Genomic DNA, 15,487 nt, shown 5'->3' on the forward strand with positions numbered 1-15,487 from the left:
CCTCCGGCAACCGGTTGCCATCAGTTGCCGCAGCCCACCCGTCGCGGCTCGGCCCGGCGCCGCTCCGAGGTCTCCCATTGCCGGCCGAGTGTCCACACGCCCGCGTTGTTGCACACGACGTCGACGCGGCCGAACGCGGCGAGGGCGGCGTCCGCGAGTGCCCGGACGGCCGCGGCGCCGCGCACATCGGCGGGCACGGCGAGCACGCGCGCTCCTGCGGCCCGCCGCGGAGCGGAGCGCACGCGGTGAACCAAGTGGTGCGTCCCGCGAGGGCCGAGAGGCGAGTTGCGGGGGCGCCCTGGGCGTCCTCAGGGCTCCCCGAGCCGGAGCTTGCGGCTGAGGTTCGGGCTCGGAAACGACTTCCGTGCGGTCTCGCGCTTCGCGCGCAGATACCAGGGCGCCCGGTTCGATCCCGCCTCCGCGGCAGCCGACTTGGGCGCGGACTGCCCCGCCGACGGCGTCTGCCGGGCCGACCCCAGGCCTTGTCCCGCCATGTCGATCACGGTCCGTTGGCCCGGGCGGCGCGGAGCGTGCCGCAGGATGGTGTCGCGCACGGATGCCGCATCCATGGGCTTGCCGTCGCCAAGATGGACGCGGATGCCGTTCACCAGAGGCGCGTACGACTGCTTGATCTCATCCAGCGACACGTTGTGGTCCTGACTTCCGCGAAGTCTCTTCATCAGTGCGCCGACGCGGCCGACGGCGAAGGGCACCTGCTGCATCCGGAATGCCCACGGCAGGTCGTGCCGAACGCCGCGCAGGAGCGCGGGGTCCACACGCCCCATCCGCGCAACCGCCGCGTCACGCAGGCGGCCATGACCCGCGGGCTGCCCTTCTTCGCCATCACCCAGGCCAGTTCCGGCACCCAGTCGTCGAGCCGTGCCAGATCGATGTCCAGCGCGGTGACCGTGTTCCCGTGGATGCGGACGTTCGCCGGACCGATGTCGCCGTGGACGACAACCATCGGCCGGTCGTGGAAACGGTCCACCTTCTCGTGCAACCGGTCGAGCCGGCGGGGAATCCCCAGTTCCCGGTAGACCGCGCCCGTGGTCGGCCAGAGCTGGTCCAATTCCGCCTGATGCGTGGCCACTTGGCTGTGCGCGGCCTCGGCGGCGTTGTTCGGCGGCCCCGTCCCGGGCCGGTACCTCGGGTATCGGGTGACCTGCGCGAATCGCGCCATCAATTCGGGGACCACGCCGAGGAAGAAGAAATCGTGGGCGCGGGTTCCGGAATTGACCGACGGATGCGCGCCCGGGATCCAACGGATGATCTGTCTTCCCTGGGAGGCATGGAGGAGTTGCGGGGTGTGGACGTGCAGGGGCGTCGGGGCTCCGCGCCCGGCCGCATGCTCGTGTTCGCGCCGGTCGATCTCGGCCAGCTGCGGAAAGAGGAGTTCGAGGGTCTCCGCCGGGGACCAGGTGAGTGGTTCGGACGCCGTGGTCGCGGACGCCTGCTCCCGGCGAACCGCGACGTCGACTCCGCCGGCCGACAGCACCGCGATCTCGTTGGTTCCACCGCGTATCACCGTTCCCAAGGGCGGGAGCAGGCCCTGATCGATGCGGGTCAGAACGGCGGCCGTCTCCGGGCCCGACAGCCCGAGGCGGTCGGCCACGGCCAGCGTCTGCTCTGTTTCGGTGCCTCCGCGAAGGTCCTGGACGCCTTCGGCCACTTCGTAGAGCAGGGCGATCCGATCAGGCGTCAAGAAGTCCCCTGCCGATGACGAAACGAGCGCTTCAGCGTACAGCTCCGCGTGCGGGGGCCGGGCTGCCCGGGACAGGCGCGTCCACGCCCCCACGAGACCGTTCCGGCCGTCATCGCAGCCGCGGTCGTATGCGCACCGCGCCCGTAGCCGGGTCCGGACCGCGCCCCGCCGTGCCGCGGGATTCGCCCCGCCGCCGATCGCTTGCGCCGCTCGGCCGCGGTGTCCTGTGCCCGCCGCTATGGAGGCATCATGACTTGTTATTTCACGAAAAGGTGCATGCAGATCCATGATGGTGGTGTGCGTGCGCGTGCGCGCGTCTTCCCACCCGTTTCCGGCCGGCTGTCGGCCGACCCCGAGGAGCACCATCAGTGAGCACTCTCGACACCCTTTCCGAGGACGAGCGATTCATCGTCGCCACCGTGCGTGATTTCGTGGACAGGGGTGTCAAGCCGGTCGTGCGGGAGCTGGAGCACGGCAACGTCTATCCCGAGGCCCTGATCGAGCGGATGAAGGAACTCGGGGTCTTCGGTCTCGCGATTCCCGAGGAGTACGGCGGCACCCCGGTCTCCACACCGTGCTACGTGCTGGTCACCGAGGAACTGGCCCGGGGGTGGATGAGCCTGGCGGGGGCGATGGGCGGCCACACCGTGGTGTCCAAGCTGCTGCTGCACTTCGGCACCGAGCAGCAGAAGCGGCGCTACCTGCCGCGCATGGCCACCGGGGAGCTGCGGGCCACGATGGCGCTGACGGAGCCGGGAGGCGGGTCCGACCTCCAGGCCATGCGCACGGTCGCCCGGAAGGACGACGACGGCTACCTGGTGAACGGGTCGAAGACCTGGATCACGAACTCCCGCCGCTCCGGGCTGATCGCGCTGCTGTGCAAGACCGACCCCCAGGCGGAGCCGGCGCACGCGGGCATCTCCATCCTGCTGGTCGAGCACGGGCCCGGGCTCACCGTCTCCCGCGACCTGCCCAAGCTGGGGTACAAGGGGGTCGAGAGCTGCGAGTTGGCTTTCGACGACCACCGGGCCCCGGCGGACGCTGTCCTCGGGGGTGTCGAGGGCCGGGGGTTCGCGCAGATGATGAAGGGCCTGGAGACCGGGCGGCTCCAGGTCGCGGCCCGGGCGCTGGGCGTCGGCCGCGCGGCGCTGGAGGACGCCCTCGCGTACGCGCAGGAGCGCGAGTCGTTCGGCAAGCCGATCTGGCGGCACCAGTCGATCGGTAACTACCTGGCCGACATGGCCACTTCGCTCACCGCCGCGCGTCAGCTGACGTTGTACGCCGCGCGTGAGGCGGACGCCGGTCGCCGGGTGGACATGGAGGCGGGCATGGCCAAGCTGTTCGCCTCGGAGACCGCCATGCAGATCGCGTTGAACGCCGTGCGCATCCACGGCGGTTACGGCTACTCCACCGAGTTCGACGTGGAGCGGTACTTCCGCGACGCCCCGCTGATGATCGTCGGCGAGGGCACCAACGAGATCCAGCGCAACGTGATCGTCAGCCAACTCGTCAAGCGCGGCGGCCTGGACGCCTGACAGGGCACCCGGGACGACACCTGTCCGCGAACCGTGTCGCCCCCGGGGCGTCCTTCCCGATTCGGGAGGACGCCCCGGGGGGCGACGGTGGTTCGAGGGTGTGCGTCTCAGCGGTCGTCGCGGCTGATCACGAACGCCGTCGACCCGGCCAGGCCGTTGGAGACGGTGACGACCGAGCGGGCGGCGCCCGGCACTTGGCGTTCGCCGCCCCGGCCGGTCACCTGGAGGACCGCCTCGGCCAGGTGTGTCATGCCGTGCAGCCGGCCTTCGGCCAGTGCGCCGCCGCCGGTGTTGACCGGGAGCCTTCCGTCGGGCCGGATGCCGCCTTCGTCGACCAGGCGCAGCGCCTCGCCGCGCGGGGCCAGGCCCAGGCCCTCCAGCCAGGTGTAGACGAACACGCTGAATCCGTCGTACAACTGGGCGACATCGATGTCGGAGGCGCCCAGCCCCGCCGAGGCCCACAGCCGCTCGGCGATCTGCGCGGACCCCTCCCACATGTCCTCCAGCGTCATCGGCACGCCCGTGGCGCCGCGGTGGGTGCCGATCGCGTACCCGGTCACCAGTGCCGGCGGGTTCGGCAGGTCGCGGGCGCGTTTGGCGGAGGTGAGGACGAACGCCGCGGCGCCGTCCAGCGGCAGGTCGCAGTCGAGGATCGTCATCGGGTCGGCGATCATCCGGGCCGCGAGGTACTGGTCGTGGGTGAGCGGGGTGTCGCGGAAGTACGCGTTCGGATTGCAGTGCGCGTTGCGGCGGTTGTCCACGACGAGGTTCGCCAGGCTGTCGCGGGTGCCGCCGTGCAGGTCGAGGTATCTGCGCAGCACGGTCGCGGCCCAGGACGCCGGCATGCTGAAGCCGTACGGCGCGAAGAACTGGTCGCGTCCGCCCGCGTGGGTGCTGCCGAAGTCGGAGTAGCGTCCCCGGGGCATGTGCAGCGAGCGGAACACGATCGCGTGCGTACAGGCACCGGAGTGGACGGCGTTCACGGCGTCGATGAACGAGAACGTCACCATGTGCGTGGTGCTGCCGGTCCAGAGCGTGCGGTCCTCGATGCCGAGCAGCCTCGACAGCAGGCCGGGGGTGACCACGTCGACGCCGTCCACGGCGCCTTTCGCGCCGCCGTAGACGGGCATGCTGGGCGAGGTGGCGAGGCCGTCGATGTCCCGCCGGGTGAGCCCCGCGTCCGCGATGGCGCGGTCACAGGCCTCGACGGTCAGTGCGGCCAGCGTGCGGGGGGAGCGGCGGGTGAGTGCGGAGTAGCCGACGCCGACCACGGCGACCTTGTCGCGGACGTCCCACATCGTTCAGACTCCTCTCGGCCGGAACTGCGGCAGCGCGCAGTCGTCGGTCAGCTGCTCGAAGACGACCTCGACAGGGAGGCCGATGCGCACGTCGTCCGGCCCGACGTCCGTCAGGTTGGCCAGGACCAGCAGACGCGGTTGCTCCTCCAACTCCACCGCGGCGGCGAGGTACGGGAGCCGGTCGGCGAAGCCGGGGCCCGGGCTGTCGTGCATCACGGTGAACGAGTCGACGGTGCCGCGCCCGGACACCTCCCGGTAGTGCAGCTCCTCGGATCCGCAGTGCGGGCAGCACAGTTCCGGAAGGTGGATGAACCGCTCACAGGCGGCGCAGAACTGTACGGCGAGGACGTGCCGTCGCGCCGCCTCCCAGTAGCCGGCGGTGACGTCGTCGGGGAGGGGGATCGGCTTGCCCGCGCGTGGGGCGGGGCCGGCTTGGCCTGCCGGTGCCTCGGCCGGATCGGTCATGGGCGTCCTGCCTTCCTGGTCGGGCCGAGCGAGTCATGTCTGTTGGGGGTGGCTCGCCCAGGGGTGTGTCGTGGGTGGGGCTGTCATGGGGTGTACGGGGGCGGAGGTGCCAGGTGCCAGGTGCCAGGTGCCGGCAGCCAGGCATGCCAGGCATGCCAGCGGTGCCCGAAGTCCGGCGGGACGTTCCCGGGCGTGCCAGGTGTGTGCCGATACCCGGCACCGACAAGCCCGGGCGGCATCCGAGCACCGCCCTCGCACCCGGGCACGTCGGCGGTGGACCCACGGTCCGCAAGCCCCGCCGGGATCGCCACCGGCCATCCGCCGCCGTACCCCGCGGCAGCGGCGGCCGGCCGCTCACGCCGCGCTGCGGCCCCCGTCGACGGTGTAGATGCCGCCGGTGACCCAGTCGGCCTCGTCGCCCGCGAGGAAGAGGGCGAGTGAGGCCACGTCCTCCGGCGTGCCCAGGCGCCGCAGCGGGAAGCGCTGGGCGACCTGGGCGTCGAGTGCCGCCTGGTCGCCGCCGTCGGCGCCGGCCACGCCGCGCTCCACGCGGGAGCGGTAGACGAGCGGTGTGGGGATCGTGCCCGGGCAGATCGCGTTGACGCGGATGTTCTCCGGGCCGTACGAGACCGCCATCTGCTTGGTCATCGCCACGACACCGCCCTTGGCCGCCGTGTACGGGAAGATGTTGTCGATGCCCACCAGCGCGCCCATGCTCGCCTGGTTGATGATGACGCCGCCGCCCGCGGCGACCATGTGCGGCAGCACGGCTTTGGCACACAGCCAGACACCCTTGAGATTCACGTCGATGACGCGGTCCCACAGCTGTTCGGTGACGTCGGCGGCGTTGCCCGCCCCCTCGACGCCCGCGTTGGAGAAGAGGATGTCGACGGTGCCGAAGGCGGCGATCGCGTCGGCGGCCATCTTCTCGGTGTCGGCGACCGAGGTGACGTCGGTGTGCAGGGCGATCGCCCGGCCTCCGGCGGCCCTGATGCGTGCGGCGGTGTCCTCGGCCGCGGCCGAGTCCCGGTCCGCGCACGCGACGGCGGCGCCCTCGGCCCCGAACCGCAGGGCGGTCGCCGCCCCCAGCCCGGAGCCGGCCCCGGTGATGATCGCGTTCTTGCCGCTCAGCCGCCCTGACGTGCCCATGGCGTCTCTCCGAATCTCACCCGATCATTATCATGAATATGAGGTAGATCCTGGCCGCGATCGCCGAGTGCGTCAAGCTCGCCGCGGTCACCCGCCCCAGACGACGGGCTGGGCCATGGACTCGGCGTAGTGCTTTTGCGTGTACTGCGTCAGCGCGTCCATGTGCTGGGTCATCAGCCGCTCCGCCAGGTCGGCGTCGCGCGCGATGATGGCCTCCCGGATGCCGGCGTGGATGTCGGTCGTGGCCTTGCGCTGGCGCAGCGAGTAGTCGACCCCCATCGAGGCGCCGTCGAGGATGTCGTTCAGCGCCGCGAACAGCATGCTGAACAGCGCGTTGCGCGACCCCTGGGCCAGCGTGACGTGGAACCTGCGGGTCTGCCGGAGGAACTGCGCCTGTTCCTTGACGGTCTCGCGCTCGTCGTCGAGGATCCGGCCCAGTTCCGCGATCTCGTCGTCGGTCATGCGTTCCGCGGCCAGCCTGGCCATGGCCGGTTCCAGGGCCGAGCGCGACTCGACGATGTCCTGGAACGACGCCTTGTGGAACTGGAGCAGCAGGCTGAGCGACCCGGCCAGCGCGCTGCCGTCCGGCTGCTGCACGATGGGGCCGCCGCTCGGGCCGGGGCGGAGCTTGATGACGCCCTGGAACTCGAGGTAGCGCAACGACTCGCGCAGGGTGCCGCGGCCGACCTCGTACTCCTCCACCATGGTGCGCTCCGGCGGGAGCCGATCGCCGGCGGTGTTGCCCCGCTCGTTGATGTCGGCGACGATGCGCTGTGCCACGAGGAGCGCGGTCTTCTGCGGACGTGAGCCGTTCATGGGTCCTCCGAGGTCTCCAACTGAGCCCATTTCATGATAACTATGCTAAGAGTAGCCCGCTGCCCGTTGAGCGCTGCGTGAGGGCTTGGCCACATCCCCGGGCGGCCGTACGGGTTCGCCCGGGTCTGTTCCGGGTTGTCGGGGCGTTGCCACCGGGCATCGTCCGCCCGTTCCGCGCACGACTCCTCCCCCCGCTCTTGTCGGATCGTCGGGCACTGGCTAAATTCATGTTATTCATGCTCATGTTTTTGGAGGTTGCTCCATGCCGTCCCAGCTCAGCGGTGCGGGTGCACTGGAGGGCAAGGTCGCCGTCGTCACCGGCGGGAGCCGCGGGCTCGGGCGCGAGATGGTGCTCGCCTTCGCGCGGGCCGGTGCGGACGTGATGATCGTCAGCCGCAACCTGGACGCGTGCGAGGACCTGGCCGCAGCGGTACGCCGGGACACCGGCCGCACGGCCGTGGCGCACGCGTGCCACATGGCCGACTGGGCCGCGCAGACCGGGCTGGTCGAGCGGGCGTACGAGGAGTTCGGCCGCGTCGACGTCCTGGTCAACAACGCCGGCATGTCCCCGCTGTACCCGGCCCTCGACGAGGTGACGGAGGAGCTGTGGGACAAGATCCTCGGCGTCAATCTCAAGGGCCCGTTCCGGCTGTCCGCACTGGTCGCCTCCCGGATGGTCGCGGCGGGAGGCGGCTCGATCGTCAACATCGGCAGCGTGGCCGCCGAGCGGCCCACCCCCGGCGATCTCCCGTACGCGGCGGCCAAGGCCGGCCTCAACGTCCTCACCAAGGGGTTCGCCCAGGCCTACGGCCCGACCGTCCGGGTCAACGCGATCATGGCCGGCCCCTTCCTCACCGACGTCAGCAAGTCCTGGGACATGGACGCGGTCGAGGAGAAGATGCGCGCCTACCCGCTGCGGCGGGCGGGCCGGCCCGACGAGGTGGTCGGCGCGGCCCTCTACTTCGCCACCGAGGCCTCCAGCTACACCACCGGAGCCGTCCTCGCCGTCGACGGAGGCCGCACCGCGGGGACGCGGTGACCCCGGCGGTGGGACGGGCGGATCCTCCGCGACACGGCACCCGGCCGCGAGCCGCGCCCCGGGCGTCCGGAGACAGACCCGGCCGCACCCGCGGGGCCCACGCGCCCCGCCCACCGCGGCCGGCACGTACACAGCACACAGGCAGAGAGGCGCACGCATGTCGTGGGACTTCGAGACCGACCCCGAGTACCGCGAGGTGCTGGAGTGGGCCGACACCTTCGTCACCGAGGAGGTCGAGCCGGTCGACCGCGTCATCACGCACGCGTGGGACGTGTCCGACCCGCTCCGGCAGCGGCTGATCCCGCCGCTGCAGCGCAGGGTGCGCGAGAAGGGGCTGTGGGCCACCCACCTCCGCCCCGAACTCGGCGGCCAGGGGTACGGACAGGTCAAACTCGCGCTGCTCAACGAGATCGTCGGGCGCACCCACAGCGGCCCGGTCGTCTTCGGCTGCCAGGCGCCGGACTCGGGCAACGCCGAGATCCTGGCGCACTACGGCACCCCGGAACTCAAGGAGCGGTACCTGCGCCCGCTCATCGACAACGCGATCGTCTCCTGCTACGCCATGACCGAGCCGCAGGGCGGCTCCAACCCCGTCGAGTTCCGCACCACCGCGCGGCGCGACGGCGACGCGTGGGTCATCAACGGCGAGAAGTGGTTCGGCTCGAACGCCCGCTTCGCGTCCTTCTACATCGTCATGGCCGTGACCGATCCGGAGGAGAAGCCGCACCGCCGTCTGTCGATGTTCGTCGTCCCCGCCGACACCCCCGGCCTGTCGATCGTCCGCGACACCGGCGTCTGGGGCCACGACTACGAGCGCGGCACCCACGCCTACACGCGCTGGGAGGACGTGCGGATCCCCGCGGACCACCTGCTCGGCGGGGTCGGCCAGGGCTTCGAGGTCGCCCAGACCCGGCTCGGCGGCGGCCGGATCCACCACGCGATGCGCACGGTCGGCCTGGTCGCGCGGTCGCTGGACATGATGCTGGAACGGGCCGCGTCGCGCAGCACGCGCGGCGGCCGGCTCGCCGACAAGCAGATGGTCCAGGAGATGATCGCCGACTCGTGGATCCAGCTCGAACAGTTCCGGCTCCTGGTGATGCGCACGGCCTGGCGGATCGACAAGTACGACGACTACCGCAAGGTGATCAAGGACATCGCGGCGGTCAAGGCGGCCATGCCGAAGGTGCTCCTGGACGTCACCTCGCGGGCCGTCCAACTGCACGGCTCCCTCGGCATCTCCAAGGAACTCCCGCTCGGCAAGTGGCTGATGGAGAGCTACCACATGGGCCTGGCCGACGGTGCCACCGAGATCCACAAACTGTCCCTGGCCCGGCAGTTGCTGGCGGGCATCGAACCGTACGAGGGCCTGTTCCCCGGCTACCACCTGCCCGCGCTGGAGGACGAGGCACGGCGCAAGTTCGCGGCGGAGCTGAAGGAGACCGAAGAGATGGGAGCACTGTGATGGCCGGACCCCTCGACGGGCTGGTGGTCGTCGACGCGACCTGGGGCATGCCGGGCGGCATCACCGGCATGCTGCTCGCCGACTACGGCGCACGCGTGGTCAAGGTCGAGCGGCCGGGCACCGGGCCGGTGGTCGGCGCGAACCTCAGGAAGGTCCTGGACCGGGGCAAGTGGAGCGTCCGGGCCGACCCCGCCACACCGCGGGGGCGCGAGAGGATCGACGCGCTGCTCGCCGACGCCGACGTCTTCCTGGAGTCCTTCGGCCGCGGGCGCGCCGCGGAACTGGGCTTGGACCACGCCGCGCTGAGCGCACGCCACCCGCACCTGGTCTGCGCCTCGATCACCGGCTACGGCGACGACGGCCCGCTGGCCGACCGGCCGGGGTACGAGGCGCTGCTCAACGCCCGGCTCGGTATGACCGCCGAGCAGCGGGCGCACCGCGACGGCCCGATCTTCCTGGGCCACCCCACCGTCTCGTACGGCACCGGCTTCGTCACCGCGATCGGCGTCCTCGCCGCCCTGCGCGCGCGCAAGCTCGGCGGCCGGGGCCAGCAGGTCTCGACGTCGCTGCTGGACGGCATGCTGACGCTGGCCGCGATGAACTGGTGGTGGAACGAGAAGGACATCTCGTACCTGGCCCGGAGCGGCAAGACCGCCGGCTTCGGCCGCACCCGGCTGATCACCGACCCGTTCCGCTGCGCCGACGGCGAATACCTCATCCCGCACACCGGCGGCCCCGGGTCGTTCAAGCGGATGATGGACCTGCTCGGCTTCGGTGACCGCGTGCAGACCGTGGACGGCCCCGAGATGCAGGTGCCGCTCGACGACGACGAACTGGTCGTCGCCCGCGACCTGGTGCCCCAGGCGTTCCGCACCCGGCCGCGCCAGGAGTGGCTGGACCTGTTCCACGCGGCGGACATCGCGGCCCTGCCGGTGCTGCGCCCCGAGGAGGTGTTCGAGGACGACCAGGTGCGCCACGCCGGGGTCGCCGTCGACCTCGCCGACCCGGACCACGGCGTCGTCCGCCAGATCGGCCCGGTCATCCGCTTCGGCGCGAGCCCCGCGGGAATTCCCGCCCCCGCGCCGCGCGTCGGCGAGCACGACGACCGCACCGGCGAGGTGGCCCGCGACCCCAAGTGGCGTCCCGCCGCCGAGGCGGCGGTGAAGGCGCCGCTGGAGGGGATCCGCGTCGTCGACTTCAGCTCCTACTTCGCCACCGGCTTCGGATCACGCCTGCTCGCCGACCTGGGCGCGGACGTGGTCAAGGTGGAGCCGCTGTCCGGTGACCAGATGCGCCCGCTGGGCGACTTGTTCGAGGCCTCCCAGCGCGGAAAGCGCGGCATCGCCGTGGACATGCGCACGCCCGAGGGGCAGCGCATCGCCCGCGAACTGGCCGCCGGCGCCGACGTGGTGATGGTCAACTACCGCCCCGGCAAGGCCGAGAAGATCGGCCTGGGCTACGAGCAGCTCAAGCGGCTCAACCCCCGCCTGATCTACGCGTACCTGCCGGGCTTCGGGTCCACCGGCCCCAAGTCCGGGCTGAAGAGCTTCGCGCCGCTGGTGTCGGGCCTGGTGGGCCTCAACTTCGCGGGCGCCGGTGAGGGCAACCCTCCCGTACGCCGGGTGATGGGCAACGAGGACCAGTACAACGGCCTCCTCGGCGCGGTGTCGGTGCTGCTGGCACTCACCCACCGCGACAACACCGGCGAGGGCCAGTATGTGGAGAGTCCGCAGCTCCACTCCAGCCTGTTCGTGCGCAGCGAACTGGCCGTCGACGGCGCGGGCCAACCGGTGCCTGGTCTCGTGCTCGACGCCGACCAGAACGGCTTCTCGCCGCTGTACCGCCTCTACCGCACCTCGGACGGGTGGGTGGTGATCGCGGTCTTCGGCGACGCGCACTTCACCTCCCTCGTACGGGCGCTGGGGCGACCGGAGCTGGCCGCGGACGAGCGCTTCCGCGACGACGCCGCCCGGCTCGCGCACGCCGCCGAACTGGCCGCGGAACTGGAGCCCCGCTTCGCGTCCCTGACCGAGCAGGAGGCCTTCGACCGCCTCGACGCCGAGGGCGTGCCGGTCGAAATCCCGCGCGACGCCCCGGTGATGCCCGAACTCCTGTGGGAGGAGTGGGCGACGGACTCGGGCCGGGTCGTCGAACACCACCACCCGGAGTACGGCTGGTCGCGCGAAGTGGGCACGACCATCCACCTGTCCGAGACTCCGGCCGTGTTCCGCGGGCCCAGCCCGGCACTCGGGCAGCACACGCGCGAGGTGCTGGCCGAACTCGGGTATCCGGCAGGGGAGATCGAGGCGCTGATGGGCACGGTCTGCAAGGAGCCGCAGGGCACCGCGGAGACCACCGCGTGACGGGCGGGGCACAGGCCCACGCCTGACCGCGCGGACCGGCTGGCCGCACGGCGGTCGGCCCGGTGGAGACCACCACCGGGCCGACCGCCGTTTCGCGTACCGCCGGGAGCACGGGGGTGGACTGTGGGGAAGGTCCGGCTGGGCCGTGCAGGCGAATCGGGCCGGACGCCGGACGCCGGACACCTGGGGTCGGGGCCGTCGCCGCGAGCCAGGCCTGACAGCCCGCTCCGCCTGCCTCGGAACAGCCTGGTGACCGCACGGTGCCCCCGGTGGCCACACCGGAGCGGGGCCGAAGCGGCCGACGACGACCGCGCAGTGGCCCGTGGCCGCACCGGACCGGCCCGAAGCGGCCGACGGTGACCGCGCGTTGCTCCGGCATCCCTTCCGAACCGGGCCCGATGCCGATGCCCCGCCGGCCCGAAGGCTCGGCGGGGCATCGGCATCGGGCGCCGGGTGCTCAGCCCGGCATCGGCGGCGGGGGAGTGCGGTACACCGCGGGCGTGGCCGACAGCGTGATCGGGTTGCGGACCTGGGCGGCGCCGGGGCTGCCGTCGGCGGGGTGGACCACCGGTTCGAGGCCCAGGTCGGCGGCGAGGGTGAACGCCTGCTCCAGGTTGTTGATCGGCCCGCACGGCACCCCGGCGGCGCTCAGCACGCCGAACCAGTGGTCGGCGCCGGCCCGCGTGAACGTGGCCTCCAACTCGGCGATCAGCGCCTCGCGGTTGCGTACGCGCGCCGCGTTGGTCGCGAAGCGCTCGTCGTCCGCCAGTTCCGGGCGTCCCAGGGCCCGGGTGAGCTGCGCGTACTGGCGGTTGGTGGCTGCGGCGATCGCCAGGCTGCGGTCCGCGGTGCGCACCGGCTGGTACGGGACCACGCTCGGGTGGGCGTTGCCCATCGCGGTCGGCACGGCGCCGGTCAGGATGTGTGCCGAGGCCTGGTTGGTCAGCGCGGCCAGCAGCGACGACAGCAGGTTGACCTCGACCCGCTGGCCCTCGCCGGTCCGCTCGCGGTGGCGCAGCGCGGCCAGGATGCCGATGGTGGCGTGCAGTCCGGTGATGACGTCGACCAGGGCGACGCCCGCCTTGGTGGGTTCGCCGTCCGGGTGGCCGGTGATGCTCATGAGCCCGCCGACCGCCTGCGCGATCAGGTCGTAGCCCGGCAGGTGGGCGCCCTTGTCCGCGCCGAATCCGGTGATGCTGCAGTAGACGAGGTGCGGGTGCCGCCGCGACAGTTCGCCGTAGCCGAGGCCCAGGCGGTCCATCGTGCCGGGCCGGAAGTTCTCCACCACCACGTCGGCCCCCGCGACCAACTCGTGGATCTCCGCGCAGTGCTCGGGGTCGGTCAGGTCGTACGCGGCGGAGGTCTTGTTGCGGTTGAGTCCCAGGTAGTAGGTGGCCTCGCCCTCGTGCCACGGCGGACCCCACTGGCGGGTGTCGTCACCCGCGCCCGGGCGCTCGATCTTGGCCACCTCGGCACCGAGGTCGGCGAGCAGCATGGTGGCGTGCGGGCCGGCCAGGACCCGGCTGAAGTCGACGATGCGCACCCCGTCCAGGGCGCCGGGGGTCAGGCCGCGGTGTGCGGGTGCCATGTCAGACCACGTCCTTGCGAGCCGGGCGGATCCCCGGCGCTCCGCGCCAGTCGGGCATGCCCAGTTCCGGGGTGCCCACGACCGAACGCCCCTCCGAGACGACGGTCCAGTGCGCGTGGTTGAGCTGGTGCAGCGAGAAGCAGGCGTCCAGGGCGACCGTGAAGCCGGAGGCGTCCATGGCCTGGTTGACCGAGTCCTTGACCATGAGCGCGGCCATGGTCGGCAGCGCCGCGATCCGGCGGGCGAACGCGAGTGTGCGGTCCTCCAGTTCGTCGGCCGGAAACACCTTGCTGACCATGCCCAGCCGGTACGCCTCGTCCGCGTCGACGCTGTCGCCGGTCAGCAGCAGCTCCTTCGCCTTGCGCGGACCGAACTCCCAGGGGTGGCCGAAGTATTCGACGCCGCACATGCCCAACCGGGCGGCCACGACGTCGGCGAAGACGGTGTCCTCGGCGGCGACGATGAGGTCGCAGGCCCAGGTGAGCATGAGTGCCGCCGACAGGACGCTGCCGTGCACCTGGGCGATGGTGATCTTGCGGAGGTTCCGCCACCGCCGGGTGTTGTCGTAGAAGTGCTCGTACTCCTGGCGGTAGCGCATCTCGACCGGCGTATGGGTGCCGCCGTCGCAGCCGAACGACGGGTGCAGGTCGGGCCCCGGGGTGCGTTCGGCGACGTACTCGGGGGTGCCGAGGTCGTGGCCCGCCGAGAAGACCGGGCCTTCGCCGGACAGGACGACCACCCGCACGGTGTCGTCGCTCTCGGCCCGGCCGAACGCCTCGTCCAGTTCGACCAGCAGGCCGCGGTTCTGGGCGTTGCGCGCCTGGGGGCGGTTGAGGACGATCCTCGCTATGCGGCCCTCGTCCACGGTGTCGTACCGGATGTAGCGGTACGGGCTCATCGTCCGTTCCTCTTTTCTCGCGTCGCTCGGCTCCGCACGGGCGGCGGGGGTCACCGGCCCGTCGGCCGGGTCGGGCCGCCGATGACCCGCAGCGCGCCCTCGAACAGGGCCTGGGCGGTCAGGTGGAGTCGCTCGCCGATGTCCCGGGGGGCCTTGCCGGCGCGGGCGCGGGCGTGGGTGCCCTCCAGGATGATGCCGAGCCGGAAGCAGGCGAGCACGTGGTACCAGTCCACGTGCGCCAGGTCGCGGTCGCTGCCCTCGGCGTACCTGGCGACCAGTTCGTCCCGGCCCGGCAGGCCGGGCAGGGGTACGGCGGCGCCGCGCTTGCGGGGCTCGTCGGGGTCGGGCCACGAGGCGAGCAGGTGCCCGAGGTCGAGCAGCGGGTCGCCCTGCGTGGCCAACTCCCAGTCCACGACCGCGGACACCGTCCCGGTGGCCGGGTCGAACATCACGTTGCCCAGGTGGAAGTCGCCGTGCACCAAGCCCGGCCGCCATCGCGCGGGCCGGTTCGCGTCCAGCCAGTCGGCGACGTCGTCGAGCCCGGGCAGGTCGGGGCCGGGCCAGCCGCGCAGCGTCTGGTACGACTCCAACTGCGCGCGCCAGCGCGGCACTTGGCGCTCCAGCCAGCCCTCGGGCCGGCCCAGTCCGGACAGGCCGGCGCCGGCGGGATCCACCCGGCCCAGCGCGGCCAGGGCGTCGACCATCGAGAGGCCCATCGCGCGCTGGAGCGCGGCGGACGACGCGACCGGCTCGGGAACGGAGGTGGTCGCGGTGAAGCCGGACACCCCCTCCATGACCAGGAAGACGCAGCCCAGCACGTCCTGGTCGGTGCACAGTCCGACCAGGCGCGGATGCGGCACGTCGGATCCCGCGAGCCCGGCGAGGACGGCCGCCTCGCGGCGCATCGCCTCGTCGCTGGTGTCCCTCTTGTACCGGGGCGGGCGCCGCAGCACGTACGAGCGCCCGCCGCGCGTGAACCGCACCAGGATGTTCTGGGTGCCGCCGGACAACTGCTCGACGTCCGACAAGGGGCCCGACGAGATGCCGTTCTCGTCGAGCCAGGACAGGAGTCGGCCGAAGCCGATCAGATCGAGATCGCTCACCTGCACCTCTTGCGCTCCGCGCCGATCGGCGCCCTTCAAGGTCTGGCCAACCCTACGCTTCCATGCGCA

General features: G+C 71.9%; 14 protein-coding genes. 4 read left to right on the forward strand and 10 right to left on the reverse strand.

Annotation, left to right across the window (positions count from 1 at the left end; genetic code table 11):
* Positions 1 to 20: 20 nt before the first annotated feature.
* The 3 genes from LO772_RS33260 to LO772_RS33270 all read right to left on the reverse strand — a co-directional run bounded on the left by LO772_RS33260 (position 21) and on the right by LO772_RS33270 (position 2,068).
* Positions 21 to 242 carry an SDR family NAD(P)-dependent oxidoreductase gene (locus tag LO772_RS33260; protein WP_269453129.1) on the reverse strand — a complete coding sequence of 74 codons (222 nt, stop codon included), beginning with the start codon at positions 240 to 242 and terminating at the stop codon, positions 21 to 23.
* 66 nt (positions 243 to 308) lie between these two features.
* On the reverse strand, positions 309 to 647 hold the full coding sequence (locus tag LO772_RS33265) for a hypothetical protein (RefSeq protein ID WP_231775745.1): 339 nt from the start codon (positions 645 to 647) through the stop codon (positions 309 to 311).
* A gap of 32 nt (positions 648 to 679) precedes the next feature.
* A complete protein-coding gene (locus LO772_RS33270) occupies positions 680 to 2,068 on the reverse strand; it encodes a phosphotransferase (protein WP_231775746.1) in 1,389 nt (462 codons plus the stop codon).
* 2 nt (positions 2,069 to 2,070) lie between these two features.
* On the opposite strand from LO772_RS33270, the gene LO772_RS33275 reads away from it, so the two are divergent.
* Entirely contained in the window at positions 2,071 to 3,237 is a 1,167-nt protein-coding gene (locus tag LO772_RS33275; protein ID WP_231775747.1) for an acyl-CoA dehydrogenase family protein, read from the forward strand.
* Positions 3,238 to 3,344: 107 nt separating this feature from the next.
* Here the strand turns inward: LO772_RS33275 and LO772_RS33280 are convergent, their stop codons facing one another.
* The 4 genes from LO772_RS33280 to LO772_RS33295 form a co-directional block, all read right to left on the reverse strand.
* On the reverse strand, positions 3,345 to 4,535 hold the full coding sequence (locus tag LO772_RS33280) for a thiolase family protein (RefSeq protein WP_231775748.1): 1,191 nt from the start codon (positions 4,533 to 4,535) through the stop codon (positions 3,345 to 3,347).
* A 3-nt stretch (positions 4,536 to 4,538) separates the two neighbouring features.
* Positions 4,539 to 5,000, reverse strand: a complete 462-nt coding sequence (locus LO772_RS33285) for a Zn-ribbon domain-containing OB-fold protein (protein WP_231775749.1) — start codon at positions 4,998 to 5,000, stop codon at positions 4,539 to 4,541.
* A gap of 354 nt (positions 5,001 to 5,354) precedes the next feature.
* Complete coding sequence (locus LO772_RS33290) at positions 5,355 to 6,149, reverse strand: SDR family NAD(P)-dependent oxidoreductase (protein WP_231775750.1); 795 nt, start codon at positions 6,147 to 6,149, stop codon at positions 5,355 to 5,357.
* Between the two features lie 87 nt (positions 6,150 to 6,236).
* Positions 6,237 to 6,965 carry a FadR/GntR family transcriptional regulator gene (locus LO772_RS33295; protein ID WP_231775751.1) on the reverse strand — a complete coding sequence of 243 codons (729 nt, stop codon included), beginning with the start codon at positions 6,963 to 6,965 and terminating at the stop codon, positions 6,237 to 6,239.
* A gap of 262 nt (positions 6,966 to 7,227) precedes the next feature.
* Between LO772_RS33295 and LO772_RS33300 the strand changes: the two genes are divergently transcribed.
* The 3 genes from LO772_RS33300 to LO772_RS33310 all read left to right on the forward strand — a co-directional run bounded on the left by LO772_RS33300 (position 7,228) and on the right by LO772_RS33310 (position 11,829).
* Positions 7,228 to 8,004, forward strand: a complete 777-nt coding sequence (locus tag LO772_RS33300) for an SDR family NAD(P)-dependent oxidoreductase (RefSeq protein ID WP_231775752.1) — start codon at positions 7,228 to 7,230, stop codon at positions 8,002 to 8,004.
* A gap of 157 nt (positions 8,005 to 8,161) precedes the next feature.
* Positions 8,162 to 9,466, forward strand: coding sequence for an acyl-CoA dehydrogenase family protein (locus LO772_RS33305; protein ID WP_231775753.1), 1,305 nt, complete (start codon positions 8,162 to 8,164; stop codon positions 9,464 to 9,466).
* On the forward strand, positions 9,466 to 11,829 hold the full coding sequence (locus tag LO772_RS33310) for a CaiB/BaiF CoA transferase family protein (RefSeq protein WP_231775754.1): 2,364 nt from the start codon (positions 9,466 to 9,468) through the stop codon (positions 11,827 to 11,829). The genes LO772_RS33305 and LO772_RS33310 overlap by 1 nt, the downstream gene beginning before the upstream one ends.
* Positions 11,830 to 12,286: 457 nt before the next feature.
* On the opposite strand, the gene LO772_RS33315 is transcribed toward LO772_RS33310, so the two are convergent.
* From LO772_RS33315 to LO772_RS33325, 3 genes are read right to left on the reverse strand one after another with little or no spacing between them, the layout of a single operon-like run.
* On the reverse strand, positions 12,287 to 13,417 hold the full coding sequence (locus LO772_RS33315; protein ID WP_231775755.1) for a CaiB/BaiF CoA transferase family protein: 1,131 nt from the start codon (positions 13,415 to 13,417) through the stop codon (positions 12,287 to 12,289).
* 1 nt (position 13,418) lies between these two features.
* The gene (locus tag LO772_RS33320) at positions 13,419 to 14,315 is read right to left on the reverse strand and encodes an enoyl-CoA hydratase (RefSeq protein WP_231775756.1); all 897 of its coding nucleotides are present in this window, start codon (positions 14,313 to 14,315) and stop codon (positions 13,419 to 13,421) included.
* Between the two features lie 50 nt (positions 14,316 to 14,365).
* Positions 14,366 to 15,418: a phosphotransferase family protein gene (locus LO772_RS33325; protein ID WP_231775757.1), complete on the reverse strand. Its 1,053-nt coding sequence runs from the start codon at positions 15,416 to 15,418 to the stop codon at positions 14,366 to 14,368.
* Positions 15,419 to 15,487: the final 69 nt, after the last annotated feature.

The organism is Yinghuangia sp. ASG 101, from assembly GCF_021165735.1.
Taxonomy (GTDB): Bacteria; Actinomycetota; Actinomycetes; order Streptomycetales; family Streptomycetaceae; genus Yinghuangia.